This is a genomic window from Anaerovibrio sp. RM50 (assembly GCF_000622005.1).
GTDB lineage: Bacteria > Bacillota > Negativicutes > Selenomonadales > Selenomonadaceae > Anaerovibrio.
The window spans coordinates 252,839-279,475 of record NZ_JHWV01000006.1 but is presented as its reverse complement, the minus strand read 5'-3'; the positions used below and the strand labels follow the sequence as shown (position 1 = coordinate 279,475).

Genomic DNA, 26,637 nt, shown 5'->3' with positions numbered 1-26,637 from the left:
ATGCTAAAATATACCGTGGTTTAATTATGAAATATTAATTTTAGGGGGACAACAATGCTTACACCAGTAGATATACATAATCAGGATTTTAAAATCAGCTTTCGCGGCTATGACAGAGATGAAATTGATGATTTTCTCGATCAGGTGGTAAATGACTATGAGAAGCTTTTCCGTGAAAACAGCCAGCTGAAAAAGGAAATCGAGCTGAATGAAAAGGCTCTCGGCCAGTATCACCAGCTGGAGAAAAATTTGCAGGATACCCTGCTGGTGGCCCAGCGCACTGCTGATGAGGTTACCAATACTGCCAATACCCGTGCTGAGGAAGTCAGGGCAACGGCAAAGCAGGCCAGCGAAAATATTATTCGTGCGGCTGAGCTCGAGGCAAAGCGCCGTCTTGAGGATGCTGCCCAGAAGGTACGTGAGGCCGTTACTGAATATGAGCGCATTGTCAGTGAAAAGCGTCAGTTTATTGCCAAGATACGCAATACACTAAAAACTGAACTGTCACTTCTTGAGGATATGGAGCAGCAGTTCCCTGACAAGCAGAATTCCCAGGTGTTGCAGGATGTGAATATCGAAATCGGCACGAAGCCTGAGGATAATTATGATAATGAAGCAGCTGCAGAGGTGGCTTCTGAGGAAAATGAGTAAGAGTTTTTGGGAGGCTAGGTTGGTACCTGTAGGTTTAGGATTAATTATTTTTATTATAGATCAGCTTGTAAAGAGCTATGTCACTGCTTCCATGGAGCTGGGACAGTCGATTCCGGTTATCAAGGATTATTTTTACATCACTTATGTTCTTAATCCGGGAGCCGCCTTTGGCATGTTTGCCAACCAGCGGGTGATGTTTATTGTGGTGGCAGTTATTCTCTGTGCTGTGGTTTTTTATTTCCGCAAGCAGCTGGCCAAGGAATCCATGATGATGAAATACGGTGTCAGCATGCTGGCCGGCGGTGCAGTGGGAAATCTTTACGACCGTCTGCAAAGCGGCTTAGTGGTGGACTTTTTCGATTTCAGGGTGTGGCCTGTTTTTAACATCGCAGATATTGCCATCTGCGTGGGAGCTGCCCTGATTGTTATGGATATTTTCCGCAGGAGGAACGAGAATGACACTGACCTTCAAGGCTGATACAGAAAATGAACGTCTGGATGTTTTTCTCACCAGAATGCAGCCTGATTTTTCCCGTTCCCATGTGCAGAAACTGGCGGCAGATGGCTGTGCGGCTGTAAACGGCAAGGTTAAGAAGGGAAATTATCGCCTTCATCTGGATGATGAGGTGGAGCTGTCAGTTCCTGAGGCGGAATCAGTGGAGATTCTTCCGGAGGATATTCCCCTGGATATCCTTTACGAGGATAATGATATTATCGTAATCAATAAAGCCCGGGGCATGGTGGTGCATCCTGCTGCGGGAATAAATTCCGGAACCCTTGTAAATGCCCTGATGTATCATTGCAAGGATCTTTCGGGAATAAACGGGGAAATCCGTCCCGGCATTGTGCATCGTCTGGACAAGGATACCTCCGGCGTTATGGTGGCTGCCAAAAATGACAAGGCCCATATAAGTCTGGCGGAGCAGATTCAGGAAAAGACAGCCCATCGCGTATATAATGCCATTGTCTGGGGCAATATCAAGGAAGAGGCGGGTATTATCCGTGGGGATATTGGCCGTCATCCTACTGACCGCAAAAAAATGGCCATTGTGCAGGAAAATGGCAAGCCTGCAACTACCCATTTCAAGGTGCTGGAGCGGTTTGGGGACTGTACCTTTATCGAGTGCCGTCTGGAAACAGGTCGTACCCATCAGATAAGGGTTCACATGACCCATATCGGTCATCCCGTGGTGGGAGATCCTAAATATGGTGCCACCCGTCACGGCAAGGTGAAGGGAAATTTTTCCATTCAGGGACAGGCACTTCACTCCATAAGTCTGGAGCTTACCCATCCAACCACAGGGGAGCGCATGACCTTTACTTCCCCACTGCCGGAGGATATGGAGAAGATATTGAAAAAGCTGCGGAATCATTAATTTGTTGATATATTGATACGCTGATATATTTATAGATTAATATATTGTTTTAAAACGATAAAGTGATAAAGCAACAAAGAGATGGAAAAATAAAGAGGGGATGAATACTATGACTACTTTTATTGATAAGACAGTTCTGCTGGATGAGCAGGCCATGCATCGTGCCCTGGTCCGTATTGCCCACGAAATTCTTGAAAAGAATAAGGGGGTAGATGATATCGTGCTGGTTGGTATTCGTTCCCGTGGTGTGCCTTTGGCTGAAAGGGTGGCTGCTGCCATTGAGAATATTGAGGGGAAGCGTCCACCTGTTGGGGTGCTGGATATTACCCTTTATCGGGATGATTTGTCCATTCTCTCTTATCAGCCTATCGTCCGTCCTACCACTATGCCGGTGGATATTGACAACAAGATTATTGTCCTTGTGGATGATGTGCTGTATACCGGCCGCACCATCCGCTCTGCCCTTAATGCGGTAATTGACATGGGCCGTCCAAAGTCCATTCAGCTGGCAGTCCTTATCGACCGTGGTCATCGTGAGCTGCCTATAAGAGCTGACTATGTGGGCAAGAACGTCCCTACTTCCTCCAAGGAGTCTGTGAATGTAAAGGTAGTGGAGATTGACGACACCGACCAGGTGGTACTGAGACAGGAAAAAGAATAAAAATAAGAATAGAAATGTGTTGAGCCGTCCAGATGGGCGGCTTTTTGTATAACGGTGAGTTTCATTTGCACCCAAGGAGGATGAAATCAGTCTTAGACGGTACGAGTGAGGCGTGTTATAATATTGTAAAATGAGAACAGGGGGGCTAAAAAATGCAAAATTTTATTAAGCTGACAAGTCTGATAATGGTAGTGGTGGCAATGTTGTTTTTATCTGCCGGGTGTTTTGCGGAAAAAAATGCTTCCACAACCACCAGTGAAGCAGTGGCTGATGCAAACAGGTTTCCGGATTTTACAACTGTGGATATAGAAGGAAACAGTGTTACACAGGACATTTTCAAGGATAAAAAGGTAACTGTGATAAATATTTGGGGAACCTTTTGCCCGCCATGTATTGGGGAGATGCCTGAATTAGGGCAGTGGGCCCGGGAAATGCCGGCTGACGCACAGATTATTGGCCTTGTCTGTGATGTAAGTGACAAGAACGATAAAGATACGATCAATGAGGCACGAATAATTACAGCAGAGGCCAACGCAAAATTTGTTAACATTATCCCAAATGGGGACATTATGAGGTATCTGGAACAGGTGGAGGCAGTTCCTACCACTATCTTCGTGAATTCCAAGGGAGAAATTATTGGCGAGATGGTAGTCGGGGCAAATGTGCCAAAATATAAGGAGCTGTTAAAGAGGTATCTGAAGTGACAGGGAGCGGGAAAAAACGGCTGCTGCTGTTTCTGGTGGCTTTGTGCTTTATTTTTTGTGGCGTATGGCGGGGCGAAGCCGCAATGGTATTCCAGAAGGCAATTCGTGTCTGCATGGAATGTATAGGACTGGGGTGAGCTTATGCACTTGAGTTACGAACTGCGCCGCAAATTTGTGCAGCTTATGTCAGCCTGCCTCACCAATTGGGAAATAACCAATCTCTTCACGGGAAAAATATACAAGGGTCCGGGGAAAAATTTCTGTGCTCCGGGCTTGAACTGCTATTCATGTCCCGCGGCCACCATGTCATGTCCTGTAGGAGCTTTGCAGACCATAGGGGGAACATCTGGCTATGGCATCAGCTTTTACGTCAGTGGCTTCATACTTCTGCTGGGGGTGCTGATGGGACGGTTTGTCTGTGGATTTTTGTGCCCATTTGGCTTGTTTCAGGAATTAATCCATAAGCTTCCTGTGCCAAAGAAGAAATTGTTTCCGCCCCTTATATATGGAAAATATATTGTGCTGGTGGTATTTGTGCTGCTGGTGCCATTATGGGGCGCAAGCTTTGGCAGTACAGGATTGCCGGCTTTTTGCCAATATATTTGTCCCGCAGGGACATTGGAGGGGACTGTTCCGTTATTGCTGACCCATCCGGAATTTCGGCAGGCTGTGGGATTGCTCTTTGCCTGGAAATTTCTGCTGTTAATAATAGTGGTGATCGGCTGTATGGTGGTGTATCGGTTTTTCTGTAAAGCCATCTGCCCCCTTGGGGCAATGTATGGTTTGCTTAATTCCATCAGTCTATATGGTCTGCGATTTGCGGAGAATCGTTGTACATCCTGTGGTACATGCCGGGAAATATGTCCAATGGATATAAATCCTGCCGCCAAGCCTTCCTCTGCTGAATGCATCATGTGCGGAAAGTGCGTGGAGGCTTGCCCACATCAGGCCCTGTATTTGGGGAGAGAAGGCAAAGAAAAATCGGATATATACAATGTTTAGGCCGTCTCAGGGAGTCGGCCTTTTAAATTGTGAAAAATAAAGGAATTTTGCCATCTTATGTAGAAAGTGTGATAGGTGGAGTTTTTCATTTTGTTTTCATTGAAATTTGATTACATATAGCGGAGTGTTTTACTCAGAATTAAAATAGAATGGAATTCACAATAGGTATTCATGTATATGTGAATGTGAATGGAGGAAAGACAATGAAAGTAATTAATGAGCAGAGACTTACCGGTGAGAGGGCCTTGTTCATGGGTAAGGATTTGGAGATAAAGAACTGCATCTTTGCCGATGGGGAGTCCCCTTTAAAGGAAAGCAGAAATATTACCATTGAAAATACCAGCTTCCAGTGGAAGTATCCCCTGTGGTACAGCAAGGACATTACCGTGAGGAACAGTTCTGTTTTTGAAATGGGCCGGGCGGGAATCTGGTACACGGACAATGTTGTTTTTGAGGATGTGCTCTTTGAGGCACCAAAGGGCTTCAGACGCTGTGATGGCATTAAGCTTAATCACGTGAATTTCTTAAATGCCGATGAAACCCTGTGGCATTGCAATAATATTGAAATGAATAATGTTTCCGCCAAGGGCAACTACTTTGCCATGGACAGCAAAAACATAAAGATTGATGGATTCAATCTGGCGGGGAATTATTCCTTTGACGGCTGTGAAAATGTGGAGGTACATAATGCCAAGATGATTTCCAAGGATGCCTTTTGGAACTGCAAAAATGTAACTGTTTATGACAGCTATATCTGCGGTGAATACATTGGCTGGAACTCCGAAAATGTTACCTTTGTAAACTGTACTATAGAGAGCAATCAGGGGTTATGCTACATGAAGAATGTTACCCTGAAAAACGGCCGTCTTTTAAATACAGATTTGGCCTTTGAATACGTGTCTGATATTGATGCAGAGATTACCACAAAGGTAGTCAGCATAAAGAACCCGATTTCCGGGCGCATTAAGGCTGTGGGAGTTGAGGAGCTTATTTTTGATGATCCTGCCATTGACAGGAATGCCACTGAACTGGTTTTTACAGATAATAAATAATATACCAAGGAATGTTTGAATGAATATCATAAGTGTAATCCATAATGAAAAAGAACTGCATTGGCGGCAAATGCTAAAATGCGTATGGAGCCTGAGTATCCCGGCCATGCTGGCCCAGATGACCTATATTGTTATGGAATACATAGATGCTGCCATGGTGGGCAGTCTGGGGGCGGCGGCCTCTGCCTCCATAGGTCTGGTGGCGCCTGTGCTGTGGTTTGTATATGGCGTAGGAATGGCTGCAGTTCAGGGCTTTTCCGTTCAGGTGGCCCAGTTTATTGGGGCCAAAAAGCTCCAATATTCCCGTGATACCTTCAGACAGGGACTAATATGTGTCACGGCCTTTGCATTGTGCATATCAGCAATTGGTGTTTTTATAAGCCCATATCTTCCAGGGTGGCTGGGAGCCACTCCTGAGATTTATGTGGGAGCCTATGATTATTTTCAGGTGTATATGTTTGGCATGCCTATTGTTATGCTGCGGATTTTGGCCACCGCCATGTTGCAGAGCTCCGGCAGTATGAAATCTGCCAGCTTCTTCAACAGCATTATGTGCGTGATGGATATTGGCTTTAATGCCCTGTTTATCTTTCCTGCGGGGTATATTGCCCTGCTGGGGATAGATCTGTGGTGGCCGGGCATTGGCCTTGGAGTCAGGGGGGCAGCCCTTGGCACCGTTGCTGCTGAGGGAGTTACTGCCTGCATATTGCTTTATCTGGCAATGCTCAGGAGAAAATATACCCGCCAGAAGGAGGGTATGAAGTGGCATATTACCAAGGATTGTGTGGTAGATGCCCTGAAAATCAGCTGCCCTATAGCCCTTGAGCAGGGGGTTCTCACGGGAGCCATGATTGTCATGATGGTTATTGTGGCCCCATTGGGTACTGTGGCCATTGCTGCAAACTCCTTTGCCATTACGGCGGAATCCTTTTGCTATATGCCGGGCTCCGGTATTGCCATTGCGGCAACCACCCTGGTGGGACAGAGTGTTGGGGCAAAAAAGCCCGCCTTTGCCAAGGGATTTGCCTGGTTTTCACTGGGAACTGGCATGTTTACCATGGGGGCTTTGGCTGCCATTATGTACGTGGCGGCACCAGCTGTATTTGCCTTCCTTACACCTGTCAGGACAGTGCAGGACCTGGGTGTTGAGGTACTTCGTATTCAGCTGCTGGCTGAACCCCTTTTCGCACTTTCCATAGTGGGAGCAGGGGCTCTGCGGGGGGTACGGGATACCATGTTCTCCAGCATTATGAATCTTGCCAGCATGTGGGGAGTACGCATGCCTTTGGCGTTATATCTGGTTGGTATTTACGGACTGCGTGGGGTATGGACCGCCATGTGTCTTGAAATATGTTTTAGGGGTTTACTTTTCCTGGTTAGAATCTATAAACAAAAATGGGAAAATAGGGGGTCAATGGAGTGAAGTATGATTTTGACAAGGTGATTAACCGGCGTAACACTAATTCTCTGAAATGGGATGTGGGGGAAAATGAACTGCCCATGTGGGTGGCGGATATGGATTTTCCCGTGGCAGCTCCCATTATGGAGGCGATTCAGGAGAAACTGAAGGTGGGGGCTCTGGGCTATTCTATAATCCCGGAGGCCTGGAGTGAAGCCTATGTCATCTGGTGGAGAGAGCGTCATAATTTCCGGATTGAGCCGGAATGGCTGGTATTTACCACAGGGGTGCTCCCGGCTATTTCATCGGCGGTGAGAAAGCTTACCAGCCCCGCGGAGAAGGTGCTGATACAGACTCCTGTATATAATAATTTCTTTAATTCCATTGAAAATAATGGCCGTTTTGTGGTGGAAAGCCCCCTGAAATACGACGGCAAAAACTATTCCATGGATTTTGAGCGCCTGGAGGAGGATTTATCCGATCCCCAGGTGAGTCTCATGATTCTTTGCAATCCACAGAATCCTTCGGGGCATTTGTGGAGCAGCTATGAGCTATTTAAGGTGGGGGAGCTTTGTGCCAAGTATAACGTGACGGTAATAGCCGATGAAATCCATTGCGATCTCACTGATCCGGGGAAGGAGTACGTTCCCTTTGCCTCTGTATCAGATACCTGCAGGGACATCAGCGTAACATGTTTGGCTCCCACCAAGACCTTTAATATGGCGGGTGTAAACTCTGCGGCAGTAATGGTGCCAAACGATTTCCTCCGTCATAAGATGTGGCGCCGGCTGAATACGGACGAGGTGGCTGAGCCAAATATCATAGCCATGGAGGCCACCATAGCGGCATTTAATCATGGGGCGGAGTGGCTTGACCAGCTTCGTGAATATATTTATGAAAATAAGAAGGTATGTCAGGAGTATATGGAGAAAAATATACCTGGTGTATATATGGTTCCTTCCGATGCCACATATCTTTTGTGGCTGGATTGCTCAGGCTTCTGTAAAGATTCCGTGGAGCTCATGGAGTTCATACGTAAGGACAGCGGTCTGTTTTTATCTGAGGGAGCAGAATTTGGCGAAGCGGGCAGACAATTTTTGCGGATGAATATTGCCTGTCCAAGGTCAGTATTGATGGACGGTCTGGAAAGACTGGAAAAGAGCATAAAGGCATACATTGATTAAAAATAGTAAATACGAAATATTGTTGACGAATAAGTTTGGTGAAATGATATTTTCGGAGGGGGTTCTATGGACTCACAGGAAAGCAAGAAAATTGTCCTTGATGCTGAGCTGGAAAATTTAACCAAGGTAAATGAGTTTGTGGAGGAGTTCCTTAAAGAAAAGGATTGCTCCCCAAAAATCAGAATGCAGCTGGAGCTTGTGGTGGAGGAGATTTTCTCCAATATTGCCAACTATGCCTATGGCGATGATACGGGAAAGGTGACTATTGAGGGCTGCCTTGAGGACGATGCTGCCAAATTCAGATTAAAATTTATGGACCACGGATCACCTTATAATCCTTTGAAGCAGCCAGACCCGGATGTAAACATGGAGCTGGAGGACAGGCCTATTGGGGGCCTGGGGATATTTTTGGTAAAGAAAAATGTGGATGATATTACATATCAGCATGAGGACGGGCAAAATATTCTTACCATTGTAAAATCTATATAAATGGTAGGAAAAACCACATTACAGCAGGAAAAACGCAATTATAGAACGAATACTAAAAGGGTATAGTGTGAAAGGGGTAAATTACTATGGAAATCAAAAAGGAATTAGATGGCAATAAATTAAAAATATCCTTGGTGGGACGTCTGGATGCTGTGTCAGCCGGGGATTTGGACAAGGTCATTCAAAATGATGTAAATGGCATTGAGGAGTTGACCTTTGATTTTGCCGAGCTGGATTTTGTGGCATCAGCCGGCCTCCGCGTATTGCTGGTAGCCCAGAAGCGCATGAACAAGCAGGGCACCATGAAAATTTATCACGTCAACGAGGATGTAATGGACGTTTTGGAAATGACCGGCTTCTCCAATTTTCTTGATATTGAAAATTAATGGGAAATTGGCTTGAATTGACATGCTGGATTTAATTTTGTAAAAACGCTAAGGGTGATTTTATGAAAGAACTAATTTATTCATGGTTCTTTATGAAAAAGAAAAGTATACGCACCCGAATTTTTCGTCTGATATTGCTGGGAAGCCTGACCATGTTTGTGGTGGTGGGGGCTGTAGTTGTGTACGGACTTTTTACCATGAATAATGTTTTTACGAGTCAGAGTGAAGTGCTCAGTGGTACTACGGCCAACTATATCGAAAAGGTAACCAGCCAGCAGATTGCCGACCGCCTTACGGATGTGGCCCATACCAGGGCCGATTCAATTGAAACGGAGCTGTGGACGATTACCAACGATACAAATTATCTGGTCAGCGGCGTGGAAAACATTCTTCAGCACCCGGAATATTATGCGGGGCGTCAGCTGCCGGATCCACGGTTTCAGCCCATAAAGAGCGGTGAGGTGTATCTTCATGAGGGGGCACGGCTTCAAGCTGTGGGTGTGACTCCGGAGTTACAGCGGGAAATTAGTCTTGTTTCCCAGGCGGCAGCTTATATTGAGCCTATGGCCCGCAAGTATCGTCAATATGAATCATCCCTGTTTCTCGGTTCAAAGCACGGATATATCATTGCAGCGGATAACGCACCGGGCAAGGAATATATCCACATGACAGAGGAATTTCTGCAGACCTATGAGCCCACGGAGAGAGGCTGGTATAAAAATACCCAGGATCATGGCACCATAACCTTCCACGATATTTACGTGGGAGCTGACGGATACCCTAGCTTCACCTGCTCTGCTCCCTATGAAGACAATGATGGCTTTGCGGGTGTAGTGGCCATTGCCTGCTCCGTAAAATCCATTTCCGATATAATGAACGACTCTCTTTTAGGTGATTCCGGTATCAGCTTCGTTATGAACAATAAGGGCAATATTATGCTGTCCACTAGCCACGAAGGGCCATTGTCCGATGTGGAGGGGACAAATCTGCTTCATAATGATAATGTAAGCCTTTCCAATACGGCAGTAAAAATGATAGCGGGAGAAAAGGGCTGGCAAATAGTGGAGCTGGACGGAGAGGAATACTTTCTGGCCTTTGCTCCTATGCCTCAGATTAACTGGAGCTTTGGAACAATGGTGTCCAAAAATGAGGTTATGAGCCCTGTGGTGATGGCCAGAGAAACTATTGTGTCCCAGGTCAACAGCTTTAGGGATGTTATGAAATCCCATTTGGTGAATATTGTTCTGGTGACGATTTTCTGTCTGTGGTCAGCTCTGGTACTGCTTTATCATATGTCCAACTGGCTAACAAATATGTTTGTAGGGCCTATTAAGAAACTAATCGTTGGCGTTAAGGAAATTGCCGATGGTCATTTGGAAAAGAAAGTAAACGTTAAGACTGGGGACGAGCTGGAATCCTTGGCTGATGCCTTCAATAACATGACGGATAAGCTGCAGAATTATATGGAGCATCTTACCAAGGTAACCATGGAAAAGGAGCATATTGCCACGGAGCTGGCAGTAGCCACCAATATTCAGGAGAGTATGCTGCCTCATATTTTCCCATTTGCCCCTGAGCATGAGGAGTTTGATATTTATGCCACCATGCAGGCGGCCAAGGAGGTTGGCGGCGATTTCTATGATTTTTACATGGTGGATGATGAACATCTGCTTGTTACCATTGCGGACGTTTCCGGCAAGGGAGTTCCGGCGGCGTTATTTATGGTTATCGCCAAGACCATGCTGAAAAACTCCGTTATATCCATGGCCAGCGAGAAGGATCTGGCCAAGGTAATGGCAAGGACCAACGACCAGCTTTGCCAGAATAATGACGCCATGATGTTTGTAACTGCATTCATGGGTATTTTGAACCTCACCAATGGCAAATTCACCTATGTCAATGCGGGCCATAATCCGCCGGTGATTTATCGGGCCGGAGAAAAACACTTTGAGTTCATAGAAGTGGAGCGGAACTTTGTAATGGGCGGTATGGATGGCATTGATTACAAGGGACAGGAGCTGACTCTGGGTGAAGGTGACAGGCTGGTGCTTTACACTGACGGAGTTACGGAGGCATTGAATGAAGCCAAGGAGCTCTTTGGGGAAAAACGGCTGCTGGAAGCACTGAACAATATCAATGCCGGGGAAAAGGATGCCCAGGAGCTGCTTTTGGAATTAAAGAAGGTTTTAAACGACTATGTTGGTGATGCGGAACAGTCTGACGATATGACTATGTTGGCACTGGTCTTCGACGGAAAGACAAAAGCGTAATTTAGTCAGTGCACTATAATGGGGATGGGGGATTTTATGGAAGAAAAAATGTTATTTCCTAGCCTGCCCGCGGAATATAAAGCTTCTTTGGCTGAAATGTACAACCAGCAGGAAAATGTGCTGGCCCACAATATTGATTATATTCGTGAGCTTTCAGCTGAGGAAAAAGGGGTGTTCAGTACTAAGGGCGGCTCTGCTCCTATTGGTTCGGTGCTGCAAATAATATATAAAATCAGCGGCAAGCTGGTACCCCTCCATTTTAATGTGGCGGTGGACCGGGCCTTTGTACAGGAAGATATATTGCGGACCAATTATGTTCTCCTTAATAACATGATTATGGCCGTGGTTATGAAAAAGCGTAATCCTCCCCTGGAAATTGCTTATCACAATCTGAAGGATGTGGACAGTGACGAGCTGGATGTGGAGCTGCGGAAGCACATGGAGGCAGAAAAGCGTCTGGGCTTTGATCTTACCAGAGGACAGTTGATACGTTTTTCCGTTTTCAACACGGGAGAAGATGAATATGCAATAATAGTTACTACTTTGGAGGCTGTGGCCTTCAGACTGGATTTTCACAAAATCTTCAGGGCGGCATTGAAGCTTCCGGAGCCAGAGGATATTTCCAAAATTTTGGAAGTAGTGGTTGGGGGAAACAGCCTTATGACTACCCCTGTGAAAAACTACTGGGAAAAGATGCTCAGCGATTTGCCGGCATCGCCGAAAATTCCTCATCTGATTCCACAGGACTCCAAGGGGAAATACAGCGAAGATGCCTATTTGGTTCACGTGCCCCGTGATATTTTGTCGGACTTGCGTAATAGGGCTGAATCAAATAAATTATTGCTCCTTTCAATACTGCAGACTGCCTGGGGATTATTGCTGCAGCACAGCAACAGTGCCAGAAATGTCAGCTACTGCCTTTTGGTTCCCCAAAAGAAAAAAACTGTTCCGGGAGCCCAGAGTCTGGTGCCTTTCCTGCTGAAGGCAGAGGATAATCCAACAGTAAAGACATTAATAAAGGATTCCTTTAAGCAGTTTATGGTTTCCCAGCCATACGCTTCCCTTGGGCGGGAGGACATAATTAACCTTATGGGAAGGCAGAGCGAGCCCTTTGACCATTTTCTGAACTTCTATGATTTTTTGGCTGAATCAAAGCCATATTCCCAGGTTCAGGGCACCGGGGAGGGCACCATAGTCAGCCAGAAGCATTGGGATGTGCGGGATGTGATTTTGGATGTGTCCTTCCGCAACGAGGAAAATCAGGTTATAATTTCCTTCCATTACAATGGTGAGGCCTATCTGCAAAATGATATAGCTGTACTGGCGAAGCATTACATGCTGGTACTGCAGCAGATGCTGACGGACTGGGATGAGCCAGTGGAAAGCTTTATGGAACGTCTGGAAAAGCATTGGGAAGCCAAATTTGCAGAAATGGAGGTTTCCCAGGAGGATTCCCGTTCCATTATTCAGGATGCCCTGTCCAGAATTGCCCTGTTCCAGGAGTGCGAGCAGGGAATTATACAGCTGTTTATTCTTGGTTCCAAGATTTACACCAAGTTTGAAGGGGACCGTATTTCCGAGCATGATGTTGAAAATCAGCTGGTATTCGTTATTTCGGGAAAAGTGGCCCGCAGTATAGAATGCGGTGATGGCTGGTATAACACTTTGGATATACTAAAGGAAAACAGCTGGATAAATGAAAATGCAATGCTGCCAAAGCATAAGGTAAAGATTTCCGCCGAGGTGATTACAGAGCAGGCCACCATATTGGTGGTGCCGTTGGTAAACATGATGTCTACCCTCAAAAAGTCGCCACTTTTGGCCAAGAATATCATTTTCCATACCATGCGGCAGCTGGAAAAATACCAGAGACTTTGGATACAGTCGTAATAAAAAGGCAGGGGCTATGTTTGTAGCAATTAGCGATGCTACAGCCATAGCTCCTGCCATTATAACGCCATTGTTCAAATTTTTCTTCTTTAGAAGAAAAATCTTCCAATTAGCGTTTCAACGAGCTGGGAGATATGCTCGCCAGCTGTTGTAGTTTGTTTTCCCCCACCTAAAGAGGTGGGGGACATCTTAAAGCTCGTTATATTGCATAATTCAAAGATATTATTTATTAAGTATGATGAAAAGTGTGACGATAATAGATGTAAGATGAGTATTCCCATGAGAAAAGGATTTCGCGCCGGTCAAAGGAGGAAATGGCAATGTCAAATATGATTAATCAGACTACAGGATTTTCCCCTCTTAAAAATATTGGGGATATGGGCAAACAAAAGGCAAAGGGAAAGGGCATGGACCTTTCCGGGAAGGTGGGCAAGGATTTTGATGTTCTCCTTACCAATGGGGCCAAGCAATATGCGGCCCAGGAAGCAAATCAGAAGAAGGATGCCTCTGTTCAGGATGTAACTGAAAAGAAATGGAATGTAACCCCTGAGGAGGAAAAGCTCTCTCCAAAGGCCCAGGAGTTTTTGGCAAAGCTTCGTGAAAAATATGGTGATTATGAATTCCTCATTGCCGATGGGGTGGACAATCCTTTGGATATTGCCGGCCCTAGTGACAAGAGTTATTTTGTTATGTTCTCCACCGAGGAAATTGAGCGCATGGCAGAGGACGAGGAATACGCCAATGAGGTTATGGGCAAGGTGGATTCCGGCATCAGCACCTTAAATGACCTTATGGAAAACGGTGAGCTGGGTGAAGGTGTGCAGTTCAGCCGTCTTGGCATATCCTTTGATGATGAGGGCAATATGAAGCTGTTCGCTGAGCTGGAAAAGATTAGCGACAAGCAGGAGGAAATCCGCCAGAAGGCCATGGACAAGCGGGCTGAGGAAAAGAAGGAGGCCCGTGACCACGCCAAGGCGCCGCCACAGCGCCCTGATATTCCTACCCATGAGGAGCTTATGGAAGCCATAAAGGAAAAGGCAGATCATGGTGCCTATGCACCGGAAAATGTGCTGAATCTCCTTAAGCCTGAGAAGGCCCAGGAGGAAGAGGGGCAGGCCTTGCCGCCAGTTAAGACGGTCCGCCTTGAGGCCTCATCAATTGAGGAGCTTATGGAGTTAATTAAAAACATCAATTGGGATGAACAACCAATAACCCAGTTTGAATGAATAATCATTAATCCGGCCCAAGTGGCCTGGCATTAGCTGCCAAGGATAAAATTAAAAGGCTGTGATAGGCGGGGGAGTTATCCACCTGCCTGTCACAGCCTGTTTGTGTGTTATAGCGCTAATATTATGATTTTGTGAGAATGGTATAAAGTACCAGCTGGAATGCTGCCACAAACTTGGCCACTGCGGATATGGTGTTGATAAAATCCATATCCCTTTCCGTCATACGCATAAAACGCTTCAGCACATCGTCCCTTATATTTGGTATCCTGAGAGCCGCCGCAATTTTCATTGTCTGTCTGAAGGAAACGATCTGGTCAATAAAAAATACCAGCACAAAGGCCAAAAAGAGAAGAATTCTGGTGTAGAAGTTTTCCTCCAGGGTATAGGCGTAGGTATAGGTGAGATAGAACCCTATGATGTCCAATACCATTACTGCCAGAAAAAGGGTCACCATGGTTTTGCCCACGGCGGAGGGGGTCATGGTGCGGCACATATCCACCAGCTCGTTATGAATATCATCCCGTTCTTCATCACTGGAGCTCAGAAGAATCTTATATAATGTATATCCGTTAAACAGGATCCAAAAAACGGCAAAAGCATTTACAATCTCCATTGAGAATCTCCTTAAATTAAACTTATCCTTTAATATTATAGCAGAATCTTCGTCAATAATATAGTTTATGTGGTCATTTAGTGAATAACCCCATAACACCTTGACTTTTTTATGGGGATAGAATATCATGATAAAGTAAACTGAATATGGACTCATCAAGAGCAGTGGAGGGACTGGCCCTTTGAAGCTGCGGCAACCATTGGTATATCTTATACCGAAACGGTGCTAATTCCTGAAGGCTGTTGGCCTTAAGATGAGAGATTTTATATGAGCTCTCTCTTTGAAGAGAGTTTTTTTATTACTTAATTCTTTTAAAAGTTATACTCGGTGTTTTCATATTTCAGGGAATGTATTCTTTACTTTTAGGAGGCGTTTTAATGGCTAAACGTTTATTGTTCACTTCTGAGTCTGTTACTGAGGGCCATCCTGATAAAATTGCAGACCAGATTTCCGACAGCATCCTTGATGCTATTCTTGAGCAGGACCCAATGGGCCGTGTTGCCTGCGAGACCATGGTTACCACCGGTCAGGCTCACATTGCCGGTGAGATTTCCACCAGCTGCTATGTTGATATTTCCAAGATTGTCCGTGAGACTATCAGAAAAATTGGCTACACCCGTGCCAAGTACGGCTTTGATGCTGACACCTGCGGTATTCTCATTTCCCTTGATGAGCAGTCCCCTGATATTGCCCAGGGCGTTGACAAGGCTTTGGAGGCCCGCGAGGGTGAAATGAGCGAAGAGGAAGCAACCGGCGCCGGGGACCAGGGCATGATGTTCGGTTATGCATGCAACGAGACCCCTGAGTTTATGCCAACTCCTATCGCTTTGGCTCATCGTCTTTCCCGTCGTCTCACTGAGGTTCGCAAGAACGGCACTTTGCCATATCTCCGTCCGGACGGCAAGACCCAGGTTACCGTTGCTTATGAGAACGGCAAGCCAGTAGCCATTGATACCATTGTAATTTCCACCCAGCATGACGAAAAGGTTAGTCTGGAGCAGATTCGCAAGGATCTTATCGAGCACGTTGTAAAGCCTGTTATTCCTGCAGAGCTTCTCAGCGACGATACCAAGTATTTCATCAATCCAACTGGCAAGTTCGTTATCGGCGGCCCACAGGGTGACTGCGGTCTTACTGGCCGTAAGATTATCGTTGATACCTATGGCGGCATGGCACGTCATGGCGGCGGCGCATTCTCCGGCAAGGATCCAACAAAGGTTGACCGCTCTGGTGCTTATGCAGCCCGTTACGTGGCAAAGAACATCGTGGCAGCCGGTCTGGCTGAAAAGGCTGAGGTTCAGCTGGCTTATGCCATCGGCGTGGCCAAGCCTGTTTCCATCATGGTTGATACCTTTGGCACTGGCAAGGTGGATGACCGCACTCTGGAGGAGCTGGTTCAGAAGAACTTCGATCTCCGTCCGGCTGGCATTATCAAGATGCTGAATCTCCGTCGTCCAATCTATGCCCAGACTGCAGCTTATGGCCACTTCGGCCGTACTGATGTGGATCTTCCTTGGGAGCACACCGACAAGGCTGATGCTCTGAAGGCTCAGGCTGGTGTATGATAGATTATCGGATATATTTTAAATACTGATTTGTTATTAAGTGGGGCACAAGAAATTGTGCCTCATTTTTTTATTGCCTGCAAAGGTTTCCTATAATAAAAAGTAATTGACAACAGATAGCGTCTATAATAATATTAGTATGCTGAAATTTAAGATGTTGTTATTGTAGAAGGAGCGTAGGACTCCTTTTTCTATGTATGGGAGGAATTTTAATACTATGAGTAAAAATGAAAATTTGAGAAATATCGCGATTATTGCTCACGTTGACCATGGTAAGACCACACTGGTAGATGCAATGCTGCAGCAGAGCCACATTTTCCGTGAAAATGAGCAGGTTGCAGAGCGCGTAATGGACTCCGGTGATCTGGAGCGCGAGCGTGGTATTACAATTCTTTCCAAGAATACTGCAGTTATGTACGAGGGGACCAAGATTAATATCGTTGACACCCCGGGCCATGCTGACTTCGGCGGCGAGGTACAGCGCGTACTGAACATGGTGGACGGCGTAGTTCTGCTGGTAGATGCCTTCGAGGGCCCAATGCCACAGACCAAGTACGTTCTCCGCAAGGCACTGGAGCAGGGCCTTAAGCCAATCGTTGTAATCAACAAGATTGACCGTCCGGACCAGCGTGTGGACGATGTATATGATGAAGTTCTTGAGCTGTTCATGGAGCTGGATGCTGACGATGACCAGCTTGATTTCCCTTGCATTTATGCCACTGCCCGTGATGGTATTGCCAAGTACAGCATGGAGGACGACTACGACAATCTGAAGCCTCTCATGGAGACCATCGTGAAGGAAATTCCTTGCCCACAGGGTGATGCAGATGGTCCTCTCCAGATGATGGTTACTACCCTTGAGTCTGACGAATACGTTGGCAAGCTGGCAGTAGGCCGTATTATCCGCGGCAGCGTAAAGCCAAACCAGGCTGTTGTGCTGATGGACGGAGATTCCCAGACCAAGGCCAAGATTGGCAAGGTATACACATACCAGGGCCTGAACCGCGTAGAGGTTGAGGAAGCCACAATGGGTGAAATCGTTTGTCTCACTGGTCTTGGCAACGTAAGCATTGGATACACCGTGGCAGATGCCGAAAATCCTGAGGCATTGCCTACTATTAATATTGACGAGCCAACCCTTTCCATGACCTTTGGTGTTAACACCAGCCCATTTGCAGGCCGTGAGGGTCAGTTCGTTACCTCCCGTCACCTCCGTGACCGCCTTTTCAAGGAAGTGGAGACAAATGTTTCCCTCCGTGTTGAGGAAACTGATTCCGCTGATGTATTTAAGGTAAGCGGCCGCGGTGAGCTCCATCTTTCCATACTTATCGAGACCATGCGCCGCGAGGGCTATGAGCTGCAGGTGGGCAAGCCTGAGGTAGTATACAAGATGATCAACGGCCAGAAGTGTGAGCCTATGGAGAACCTCACCATCGAGGTTCCTCAGGAATATATGGGTACCGTTATGGAATCCCTTGGTACCCGCAAGGCTGAGCTGGCCAACATGACTGAGGTTTCCGGCTACATGCGCATGGAATTCCTCATTCCAGCCCGTGGCCTTATCGGCTTCCGCAGCGAGCTTCTCACCAATACAAAGGGTAATGGTATCATGAACCATGTATTCTCCGGTTATGTGCCTTATAAGGGGGATATTCCAGGCCGTACCCGTGGTTCCCTCGTAGCCTTCGAGCAGGGTGAGACCACCGGTTATGGTATTTATAATCTTCAGGATCGCGGTACTATGTTCATCTCCCCTGGCCAGGCCGTATATGAGGGCATGATCGTTGGTGAGAATACCCGTGATATTGATATGGATATTAATCCATGCAAGGCAAAGCACGTATCCAACATGCGTACTTCTGCATCTGATGAAGCCATCAGACTGACTCCGCCTCGTATTCTGAGTCTGGAGCAGGCCCTTGAGTACATTAATGATGACGAGCTGGTGGAGGTAACTCCTGACAGCATCCGCCTCCGCAAGACCATTCTTGACAAGGTGGTTCGCGGCAGAGCAAGCAAGAATGCCCGTAAGGAAAGCTGATAGGTGTTCATCAAAAAGATATAGGTCTATAGTCTCATTTTTTTAAAAATAAAGAAAATTCGCAAAAACAGCAGGACAAAACCTGCTGTTTGCGGATATAATATGAAGTAGCCCCGTATGGGTTAAATATTAAGAACTTATTTTTTAAATTTTTCCATTCAATTTTATTTTAATGATTTTGGACTTATATTAATGGAGGGTGGACGTTGTGAGTATTCTAAAAAAACTGGAAGACTTCTTCGCGCCGGTTGAGGTTGAAGACGAACTGTATTTGGATGAAGAAGAGGTAATAGATGGACAGGTTGAGCGTAAAGTAGTAGGGGGCGCCAGCACTGTTAAGGCTGTTAAGCCTGCCAAGCCATCTGTTGTACCTATGCAGAAGCCTAATCTTACATTGTATACCAACAATGCTCCTAGGCCTGCTGAAATGAAGATTAAGATCTTTATGCCTCAGCGTTTTGATGATGTTCGTGAGGTTGCTGACGCTTTGAAGGCCAGAAGCTCGGCCATTGTAAATTATGAGCGTGTGGAGCTTCCTGAGCAGCAGCGTATCTGCGATTTTCTGAATGGTGTTTGCTACATTCAGGACGGCTTTGTTCATCGTGTTTCCAACACTATGGTTCTCTATGCACCAAATGGGGTTGAGATCAACGAGATGAAGTCTGTAGCTGCTACATTGTAATAAATGATTTTATAGAGGCTGTTGCTGAGGTAACAGTCTCTTTTAGCTTGCTGTTTTAATTGACAAAAAGCAGGTTATTACTTATAATATTATAGTAAATTTTGTATTTTATGTGAGTGCCCCAAACGGCACTCATTATTTATTGAGCAAAGGAGTTTTTAGTAATGGCTGACAAGAGCGTACTTCTTACCGCAGATGGTTTGAAAAAACTACAGGAGAAACTTGATTATTTAAAAAGTGTAAAAAGACTTGAGGTAGCTGATCGTCTGAAAGCTGCCATTGCCCTGGGCGACCTTTCCGAGAACTCCGAGTATGATGATGCCAAGAACGAGCAGGCTTTCCTGGAAGGCGAAATCGCTGAGCTGGAGGAGAAGATCCGCCACGCCAAGATTATTGAGGACAGTGCTGACAGCAATGTAGTTTCCATGGGTTCCAAGATTGTACTGAAGGATCTGGAATTTGAGGAGACCGATGAGTATCAGCTGGTAGGCTCCACCGAGGCAGACCCTGACGAGGGCAAGATTTCCAATGAGTCCCCTGTAGGTGCGGCTATTATTGGCAAGACCGTAGGTGAGGTCGTAGAGGTTCACGTTGGTGAGAACATCATCAACTACGAAATTGTTGAAATTAAGCACTAAGTAATAGGAGAATGTAAAGTGGCAGAAAATAAGGAAAATGCTCCTGTTCAGCAGGATATGAATGAATTGTTGAAGGTCCGCCGTGACAAGCTGGCAGCCTTCCGTGAAATGGGTGTAGCTCCTTTCGGCCATCGTTTTGAGGTTTCTCATCATAATGCTGCTATTTTGGAGCAGTATGCAAATCTTGAAGGCGAAGATGAAAGCGAGGAGGAAGTATCCATTGCCGGCCGTCTCATGGCTATCCGCGGCCATGGCAAGGCCAGCTTCTCCGTTATTATGGACCGCACCAGCCGTATCCAGATTTACTTCAAGCTGGATGTACTGGGGGAGGAGAAGTACAAGCAGTTTAAGCTTCTTGACATCGGTGATATTATCGGCGTAAAGGGTCATGTATTCCGCACCCGCCGTGGTGAGCTTACTGTCCGGGTAGACGACTTTGACCTTCTTTCCAAGTCCCTCCGTCCTCTTCCTGAGAAGTTCCACGGTCTCACCGATACTGAAATCCGCTATCGTCAGCGTTATGTGGATCTTATTATGAACCCTGAGGTTATGAATACCTTTGTGGCCCGTACAAATATTATCAAGTCCATCCGTAATTATCTGGATTCCCGCGACTTCCTTGAGGTGGAGACCCCTGTATTGGGCACAATTGCCGGCGGTGCCGCAGCCCGTCCGTTCATTACCCACCACAATACCCTTGATCTGGATATGTACCTTCGCATTGCCACAGAGCTGAATCTGAAGCGTCTTGTTGTGGGCGGTATGGAGCGCGTATATGAAATCGGCCGCGTATTCCGCAACGAGGGCATGGATGTACGCCATAATCCTGAGTTTACCTCCATTGAGATTTATCAGGCCTATGCTGATTACAATGATCTCATGGACGTTACTGAGGGCATTGTCCGTGATGCTGCCATGGCAGTATGCGGCAGCCTCCAGGTGGATTATCAGGGCACTACCATTGATTATTCCAGCTTCAAGCGCATCAGCATGAATGATGCGGTGAAGGAAGCAACCGGCAAGGATTTCCTCAGCTGTGAAACTGTGGAGGAGGCCCGTGCCATGGCTGACGAAATCGGCGTTCCTTACGAGAAGCGTTTTGGTATTGGTGGTATTCTCAATGCAGCCTTTGAGGAGAAGGTGGAGGAGACCTTGATTCAGCCTACCTTCATCACTGGCCATCCAACTGAGATTTCTCCGCTGGCAAAGCGTAATCCTGAGGACCCACGTATTACTGACCGTTTTGAGTGCTTCGTATATGGCCGTGAGCTGGCCAATGGCTTTACTGAGCTCAACGACCCTATCGATCAGGAGGGCCGCTTCATGGATCAGCTGAAGGCCCGTGAAGACGGTGATGATGAGGCCCACATGATGGACCGCGACTTCATCACAGCCCTTGAATACGGTTTGCCACCAACAGGTGGTCTGGGTATCGGCGTGGACCGTCTGGTAATGTTCCTCACTGACAGCGCATCCATCCGTGATGTTCTGCTGTTCCCAACCATGAAGCCACTGGCTGAATAATTTAAAATTATTTTTGGACCATTTATTATTGGACCATTTGATTTTTCGGAGCTGTTTCCCTGTGGAGACAGCTCCTTTTTAATGCCATTTGTAAAATATTACGAAGAGATGATACTGTATGTTGATATCTGTTATATATGATTAAGCTATGATACAATAGGAAACAGATATATATTATTCTTATATTATGAAAGTGTGTGTGAATTGAAAAATAAAATTCTTAGCATATTGCAACGGGTTGGGCGAAGTTTCATGCTGCCCGTTGCTGTTTTGCCAATTGCGGGTATTTTGTTGGGTATTGGTGCTTCCTTTACAAATCAGACCACCATCAGGAGCTATGGACTTGAATCCATATTTGGTGATGGCACGGTGCTGCATTCGCTGTTGATGGTTATGAGTGCTGCAGGGGGAGCTATTTTCGGCAACTTGCCTATTATCTTCGCCGTAGGCGTGGCCATTGGTCTGGCAAAGGCCGAAAAGGAAGTGGCGGCCCTGGCAGCCATGATTTCCTTCTTCGTTATGCATGTTTCATGTAACGCGATGCTTCAGATTACGGGCAGGATTCTGGCTGACGGATCCATTGCCCCCGGGGTGCTGGAGGGAACCATTGCCCCAAGTTGTGGCATTATGTCACTGCAGATGGGGGTATTCGGCGGTATCATCGTTGGTATCGGCGTTTCCGTGCTGCACAACCGCTATTATAAAATCGTTTTGCCGGATGCTCTGTCCTTCTTTGGGGGCTCCAGATTTATTCCGATTATATCCACAATTGTGTTCCTTTTCGTAGGTATTATAATGACCTTTATCTGGCCCTTTGCCCAGGATATCATCTTTGGCCTTGGCAATGTGGTTACGGGTACAGGTTATATCGGTACCCTGATTTTCGGTATCGTAAAACGTGCGTTGATTCCCTTTGGCCTGCATCACGTGTTTTATTTGCCCTTCTGGCAGACCGGCGTGGGAGGTACCATGATGGTGGATGGCCAGCTTATCCAAGGGGGGCAGAACATTTTCTTTGCCCAGGTGGCTTCCCCTAATGTGGAACATTTCAGTTCTGATGCTACCCGTTATTTTTCCGGGGAGTTTATTTTTATGATTTTTGGTCTTCCAGGCGCCGCTTTGGCCATGTATCGTTGCGCCCGTCCTGAAAAGAAGAGGGTTGTGGGCGGTCTCCTGCTTTCTGCAGCCCTGACTTCCATGTTGACCGGTATCACAGAACCAATTGAGTTCTCCTTCCTTTTTGCAGCTCCATTGCTCTTCGGTGTACAGGTTATTCTGGCCGGTGCAGCCTACATGATTGCCCACATGCTGAATATCGCAGTGGGACTTACCTTCTCCGGGGGATTTCTGGAACTGCTGATATTTGGTATTATGCAGGGCAATGACAAGACCAGCTGGATGCTGATTATCCCAGTTGGTATTATTTACTTTTTCCTTTATTACTTTTCCTTCAGCTTCCTTATCAGGAAGTTTGATTTTAAGACTCCGGGCCGTGAGGATGATGATGAAGAGACCAAGCTTTACAACAAAGATTGTAATGAAGCCTGATGGAGGGACGGCAACTTATGGAACTGATATATAAAATCTTTATTGCTGATGGAGCCCTGAATACTTTTGCAAAAGGCATTGGCGTCACCCTGGAGATTTCTCTGGTGGCCCTTTTGGGCGGAACACTGCTTGGAGCTGTGCTCTGCTATTTCCGCATGGGGAAAAACAGTTTTATGCGTATTTTTTCTGTGGCATATATTGCATTGGTGCGGGGGTGCCCTGTGCTTATGCTGTTAATGCTGCTCTTTTACGGACTGCTGGCCGACAGCAGCCTGTCTCCGTTGACAGTGGCCTTTCTGGCCTTTACCCTTCATACGGCAGCCCATGTGGCAGAGCTTTTGCGTTCCGCTATTCTGGCCACGGATTATGGCCAGGTGGAAGCGGCCAGAACCCTTGGCTTTTCCAAAATTCAGGCCTTCCGGCTGGTGACCCTTCCCCAGATGATGCAGATTGCCCGCCCTGTTTATCAGTCCACCATTGTAAATCTGATTCAGTGGACCAGTGTGGTGGGCTATGTAACAATAACAGATCTTACAAGGGTGATTTATAATACGGCCTCCCGTACCATGCAGCCAATGATTACCATAATTGGCGGCATGATAATTTACATTGCCATGTCCTATTGCGTATATGGTGTATTTGCCCTCCTTGAATGGCGGGAGAAAAAGGAGGTGCAGGAGTAATGGGCATTCTTGAAGTAAAAGGACTTTCCAAGGCCTTTGGCGATTTGCAGGTACTCACCAATGTTAATCTGGAGGTTAAGGAGGGGGAGACCATTGCAATCATTGGAGGTTCCGGCTGCGGCAAGAGCGTTTTTCTGCGCTGTTTGAATCTTTTGGAGGTTCCCGATAGCGGCAGCGTCATCATCGGGGAACAGGAAATCACAGCCAAGGGGGCAGATGTGGACATTATTCGCCGCCAGATGGGCATGGTATTTCAGAAATTCCATCTATTTTCCCACTATAATGTGCTGGACAATCTCTGTCTTGCCCCTACCCAGCTGTTGGGCATGGAACGCAGCAAGGCTGAAGAAAAAGCCATGGAGCTTTTGAATCAGGTGGGTCTGGCAGCCAAGGCCAAAGTATATCCGTCGGTTCTTTCTGGTGGCCAGCAGCAGCGTATTGCTATCTGTCGTGCTCTTATGATGGAGCCAAAGGTTCTTCTTTTGGATGAGCCCACAAGTGCCCTTGACCCGACCATGGTGGGAGAGGTGCTGGCAGTTATTCGTATGCTGGCCAAGCAGGGACTGACCATGCTTATTGTTACCCATGAAATGAAATTTGCCAGGGAAGTGGCGGACCGCATATTGTTCTTTGCCGATCATGGCATATACGAGGAGGGCACTCCGGAGGAGATTTTTGATTCACCAAAGAGGGAAAAGACCATTGCGTTTATACGTAAACATACATTTTTCAGTTATGAGATTACCAGACGGTCGGATTTTGACTTGATGAAGCTTCAGGGTGGCATCTGGCATTTTTCTGAGAAATATGGTATTGATAATAAAAGGGCGTACCAGCTTCAGCTTTTCAGCGAGGAGCTATTATACGAATTTTTCCGGGGCAGCTTTGATGACGGCGAGGAAATGGACCTCAGACTGGACGTTACCTATGCCCAGGCCATGGATTGCATTGTTTTGGAAATTATTAGCGGCGGCAGGGCATACGACCCTGTTCAGGCGGAGGCCAATGATGATTCCGGTGATATGGAGCACATGGGAATTACCCTGCTGAAAAAACGGGCTTCCAATATTTCTTATTCCTTTGAGGGAGGAAAGAACAGGATGCACGTGGAATTGACGGGAAAAGCATAGAAGTTGATATAAGAAAAAGCGTTAATACCTGAAAAATCTTGATGGCAAAGATTTTTTGGTGTATTAGCGCTTTTTTGTTTATTGTATTATATTATCATTTTTCTTTCTTATTCATGATTAATTTTGATTAATCTTGATTATTTTTGACTGATTTTGGTTGACTTTGACGGATTTTGGCTGTATTATAAATGCAGAAATCAGATTTGAGGAGAGTGATAGCCGTGCTGACCGAGGAGAGGTACGCTGCCATCTTGGGGATTCTGGCGGAAAAAAAGGCGGTGACGGTTCTTGAGTTGACCAAGGCATTGCAAATTTCAGAGTCCACAGTGCGCCGTGATTTGACCGCCCTGCATCGCAGCGGCCGTCTTTACAAGGTTTATGGCGGTGCCACTACCATTGATAACAACTACTCAAAGGACGAGGAGGACATGCAGACCAAGCGGGATTTGTATCCTGAGGAGAAGGTTGCCATCGGCCGCAAAGCTGCAGAGCTTATCGAACGTGACGATTTTGTTTATATCGATGCAGGTTCCACTACGCTGCACATTATCGATTTTTTGAAGGAAAATGGAGCGGCTTTCGTGACTAACGGCATGCAGCATGCAGCCCGTCTGTCAGCCAGGGGCTTCAAGGTGTTCATCATCGGCGGGGCAGTAAAAGCCATCACAGAGGCTGTGGTGGGGACAGAAGCATTGCAAAGCCTCCAGTGTTACAACTTTACCAAGGGCTTTTTCGGCACAAACGGAATAAGCACCAAGTCCGGCTTTTCCACCCCGGATGCAGAGGAGGGGGCCGTAAAATCCGCGGCTCTGGCCCGATGCAAGAATGCCTTTGTGGTAGCTGACAGATCAAAGTTCAATAAGATTGCCCCAATTACCTTTGCTGATATTTCCAGTGCCACAATCATTACGGGACGGCTGGAAGATAAAAAATATCTTGATTATACAACCGTTCTGGAAGGGGAGTGAGAGTGTGATTTATACTGTAACCTTTAATCCGTCACTGGATTATATTTTGCGGCTTGATCATTTTACAGCCGGGGAAATCAACCGGGTAAATTATGAGCAGGTTTTAGGCGGCGGCAAGGGAATAAATGTGTCTATTGTGCTGAAAAATCTCGGTCATGACAGTACAGCCCTGGGCTTTGTGGCCGGCTTTACTGGTGACGAAATAAAAAGACAGCTGGGTGAGTTTGGGGTACAAAATGATTTTGTCCAGCTGGAGCAGGGCTTTAGCCGCATCAATGTGAAGGTTAAGGCCGACAAGGAAACTGAAATAAACGGACAGGGGCCGGATATCTGCGAGGCCAAACAGGAGGAGCTTTTTGCCAAACTGGATAAACTGACGGCAGGAGATACCCTGGTATTGGCGGGTTCTATTCCAAAAACCTTGCCGGATGATATTTATCAGCGCATTATGGCGAAGTTGAAGGACAAAGACATTCGTATGGTGGTGGATGCGGAAAAGAACCTTCTTCTGAATGTTCTGCAGTATCGTCCATTCCTCATCAAGCCCAACAATCACGAACTTGGGGATATGTTCGGTGTTAAGCTTACCAGTCATGAGGAAATTATTAACCACGCGAAGAAGCTGCAGGCAAAGGGAGCACAAAATGTTCTTGTATCCATGGCAGGGGATGGAGCTATTCTCCTGACAGCAGATGGAATATCTTATAAGTGTCCGGCTCCAAAGGGGACCCTCGTTAATTCAGTGGGGGCAGGAGATTCAATGGTGGCCGGGTTTATAACTGGTTTCATGGAATCAGGGGGCGACTTTGAACGGGCCTTCCACATGGGTGTAGCCACCGGATCGGCTTCGGCCTTCAGCGAAAATCTCGCCACACGTCCGGAAGTGGAAGAACTGCTGAAAAGTATTGCGTAAACGCCATCAGGCATTATTCATAGAATTTTTATAAAAAGG

The 26,637-nt window shown here is 46.5% G+C and carries 24 protein-coding genes, 2 pseudogenes and 1 riboswitch; of the genes and pseudogenes, 25 read left to right on the top strand and 1 reads right to left on the bottom strand.

Annotated features, from left to right (window positions below; genetic code table 11):
• The first annotated feature begins 54 nt into the window (after nt 1–54).
• The 15 genes from T525_RS0104985 to T525_RS0104915 all read left to right on the top strand — a co-directional run bounded on the left by T525_RS0104985 (nt 55) and on the right by T525_RS0104915 (nt 14,290).
• A complete protein-coding gene (locus T525_RS0104985; protein ID WP_027406303.1) occupies nt 55–651 on the top strand; it encodes a DivIVA domain-containing protein in 597 nt (198 codons plus the stop codon).
• A complete protein-coding gene (lspA, locus tag T525_RS0104980) occupies nt 644–1,129 on the top strand; it encodes a signal peptidase II (RefSeq protein WP_037325095.1) in 486 nt (161 codons plus the stop codon). Before T525_RS0104985 ends, lspA begins: the two co-directional genes overlap by 8 nt.
• Nucleotides 1,107–2,027, top strand: a complete 921-nt coding sequence (locus T525_RS0104975) for an RluA family pseudouridine synthase (protein ID WP_027406301.1) — start codon at nt 1,107–1,109, stop codon at nt 2,025–2,027. Before lspA ends, T525_RS0104975 begins: the two co-directional genes overlap by 23 nt.
• Before the next feature lie 109 nt (nt 2,028–2,136).
• Nucleotides 2,137–2,688: a bifunctional pyr operon transcriptional regulator/uracil phosphoribosyltransferase PyrR gene (gene pyrR, locus T525_RS0104970; protein WP_027406300.1), complete on the top strand. Its 552-nt coding sequence runs from the start codon at nt 2,137–2,139 to the stop codon at nt 2,686–2,688.
• Between the two features lie 152 nt (nt 2,689–2,840).
• The gene (locus T525_RS14260; RefSeq protein ID WP_051533415.1) at nt 2,841–3,392 is read left to right on the top strand and encodes a TlpA disulfide reductase family protein; all 552 of its coding nucleotides are present in this window, start codon (nt 2,841–2,843) and stop codon (nt 3,390–3,392) included.
• On the top strand, nt 3,389–3,529 hold the full coding sequence (locus T525_RS14255; RefSeq protein ID WP_037325094.1) for a CD1871A family CXXC motif-containing protein: 141 nt from the start codon (nt 3,389–3,391) through the stop codon (nt 3,527–3,529). Before T525_RS14260 ends, T525_RS14255 begins: the two co-directional genes overlap by 4 nt.
• Nucleotides 3,530–3,539: 10 nt before the next feature.
• Nucleotides 3,540–4,394, top strand: coding sequence for a 4Fe-4S binding protein (locus tag T525_RS0104955; RefSeq protein ID WP_198022624.1), 855 nt, complete (start codon nt 3,540–3,542; stop codon nt 4,392–4,394).
• Nucleotides 4,395–4,597: 203 nt separating this feature from the next.
• The gene (locus T525_RS0104950; RefSeq protein ID WP_027406298.1) at nt 4,598–5,446 is read left to right on the top strand and encodes a DUF3737 family protein; all 849 of its coding nucleotides are present in this window, start codon (nt 4,598–4,600) and stop codon (nt 5,444–5,446) included.
• Nucleotides 5,447–5,465: 19 nt separating this feature from the next.
• Nucleotides 5,466–6,869, top strand: coding sequence for an MATE family efflux transporter (locus tag T525_RS0104945; RefSeq protein WP_037325093.1), 1,404 nt, complete (start codon nt 5,466–5,468; stop codon nt 6,867–6,869).
• On the top strand, nt 6,866–8,029 hold the full coding sequence (locus T525_RS0104940; protein WP_027406296.1) for a MalY/PatB family protein: 1,164 nt from the start codon (nt 6,866–6,868) through the stop codon (nt 8,027–8,029). The genes T525_RS0104945 and T525_RS0104940 overlap by 4 nt, the downstream gene beginning before the upstream one ends.
• A 66-nt stretch (nt 8,030–8,095) precedes the next feature.
• Nucleotides 8,096–8,518, top strand: coding sequence for an ATP-binding protein (locus T525_RS0104935; protein WP_027406295.1), 423 nt, complete (start codon nt 8,096–8,098; stop codon nt 8,516–8,518).
• 86 nt (nt 8,519–8,604) lie between these two features.
• On the top strand, nt 8,605–8,904 hold the full coding sequence (locus T525_RS0104930) for an STAS domain-containing protein (protein WP_027406294.1): 300 nt from the start codon (nt 8,605–8,607) through the stop codon (nt 8,902–8,904).
• A 62-nt stretch (nt 8,905–8,966) separates the two neighbouring features.
• Nucleotides 8,967–11,174, top strand: a complete 2,208-nt coding sequence (locus tag T525_RS15515; RefSeq protein ID WP_084276897.1) for a SpoIIE family protein phosphatase — start codon at nt 8,967–8,969, stop codon at nt 11,172–11,174.
• Nucleotides 11,175–11,210: 36 nt separating this feature from the next.
• Entirely contained in the window at nt 11,211–13,064 is a 1,854-nt protein-coding gene (locus T525_RS0104920; protein WP_027406293.1) for a condensation domain-containing protein, read from the top strand.
• A gap of 320 nt (nt 13,065–13,384) precedes the next feature.
• Nucleotides 13,385–14,290: a DUF6033 family protein gene (locus tag T525_RS0104915; RefSeq protein ID WP_027406292.1), complete on the top strand. Its 906-nt coding sequence runs from the start codon at nt 13,385–13,387 to the stop codon at nt 14,288–14,290.
• 124 nt (nt 14,291–14,414) lie between these two features.
• Here T525_RS0104915 and T525_RS0104910 read toward each other — a convergent pair whose 3' ends face one another.
• Nucleotides 14,415–14,906: a hypothetical protein gene (locus T525_RS0104910; protein ID WP_027406291.1), complete on the bottom strand. Its 492-nt coding sequence runs from the start codon at nt 14,904–14,906 to the stop codon at nt 14,415–14,417.
• Between the two features lie 149 nt (nt 14,907–15,055).
• Nucleotides 15,056–15,166, top strand: a riboswitch (SAM riboswitch).
• A 117-nt stretch (nt 15,167–15,283) separates the two neighbouring features.
• Between T525_RS0104910 and metK the strand changes: the two genes are divergently transcribed.
• The 10 genes and pseudogenes from metK to pfkB all read left to right on the top strand — a co-directional run bounded on the left by metK (nt 15,284) and on the right by pfkB (nt 26,598).
• Complete coding sequence (gene metK, locus T525_RS0104905; protein WP_027406290.1) at nt 15,284–16,471, top strand: methionine adenosyltransferase; 1,188 nt, start codon at nt 15,284–15,286, stop codon at nt 16,469–16,471.
• A 217-nt stretch (nt 16,472–16,688) separates the two neighbouring features.
• Nucleotides 16,689–18,512 carry a translational GTPase TypA gene (gene typA, locus T525_RS0104900; protein WP_027406289.1) on the top strand — a complete coding sequence of 608 codons (1,824 nt, stop codon included), beginning with the start codon at nt 16,689–16,691 and terminating at the stop codon, nt 18,510–18,512.
• Nucleotides 18,513–18,720: 208 nt separating this feature from the next.
• Nucleotides 18,721–19,194 carry a cell division protein SepF gene (locus T525_RS14245; protein ID WP_051533413.1) on the top strand — a complete coding sequence of 158 codons (474 nt, stop codon included), beginning with the start codon at nt 18,721–18,723 and terminating at the stop codon, nt 19,192–19,194.
• Between the two features lie 164 nt (nt 19,195–19,358).
• Nucleotides 19,359–19,832 (top strand): transcription elongation factor GreA, encoded by a 474-nt coding sequence (gene greA, locus T525_RS0104890; RefSeq protein ID WP_027406288.1) that lies wholly within the window; start codon nt 19,359–19,361, stop codon nt 19,830–19,832.
• Between the two features lie 57 nt (nt 19,833–19,889).
• Complete coding sequence (gene lysS / locus T525_RS0104885) at nt 19,890–21,356, top strand: lysine--tRNA ligase (RefSeq protein ID WP_156945583.1); 1,467 nt, start codon at nt 19,890–19,892, stop codon at nt 21,354–21,356.
• A 204-nt stretch (nt 21,357–21,560) separates the two neighbouring features.
• A pseudogene (locus tag T525_RS14240) lies at nt 21,561–22,886 on the top strand (PTS transporter subunit EIIC); the annotation flags it as partial.
• A gap of 35 nt (nt 22,887–22,921) precedes the next feature.
• On the top strand, nt 22,922–23,587 hold the full coding sequence (locus T525_RS14235) for an ABC transporter permease subunit (RefSeq protein WP_027406286.1): 666 nt from the start codon (nt 22,922–22,924) through the stop codon (nt 23,585–23,587).
• Between the two features lie 5 nt (nt 23,588–23,592).
• Nucleotides 23,593–24,306 (top strand): annotated as a pseudogene (locus T525_RS16600) (amino acid ABC transporter ATP-binding protein); the annotation flags it as partial.
• Nucleotides 24,307–24,938: 632 nt separating this feature from the next.
• Nucleotides 24,939–25,685: a DeoR/GlpR family DNA-binding transcription regulator gene (locus T525_RS0104865; RefSeq protein ID WP_027406284.1), complete on the top strand. Its 747-nt coding sequence runs from the start codon at nt 24,939–24,941 to the stop codon at nt 25,683–25,685.
• 4 nt (nt 25,686–25,689) lie between these two features.
• Nucleotides 25,690–26,598, top strand: a complete 909-nt coding sequence (gene pfkB, locus T525_RS0104860; RefSeq protein ID WP_027406283.1) for a 1-phosphofructokinase — start codon at nt 25,690–25,692, stop codon at nt 26,596–26,598.
• Nucleotides 26,599–26,637 lie beyond the last annotated feature (39 nt).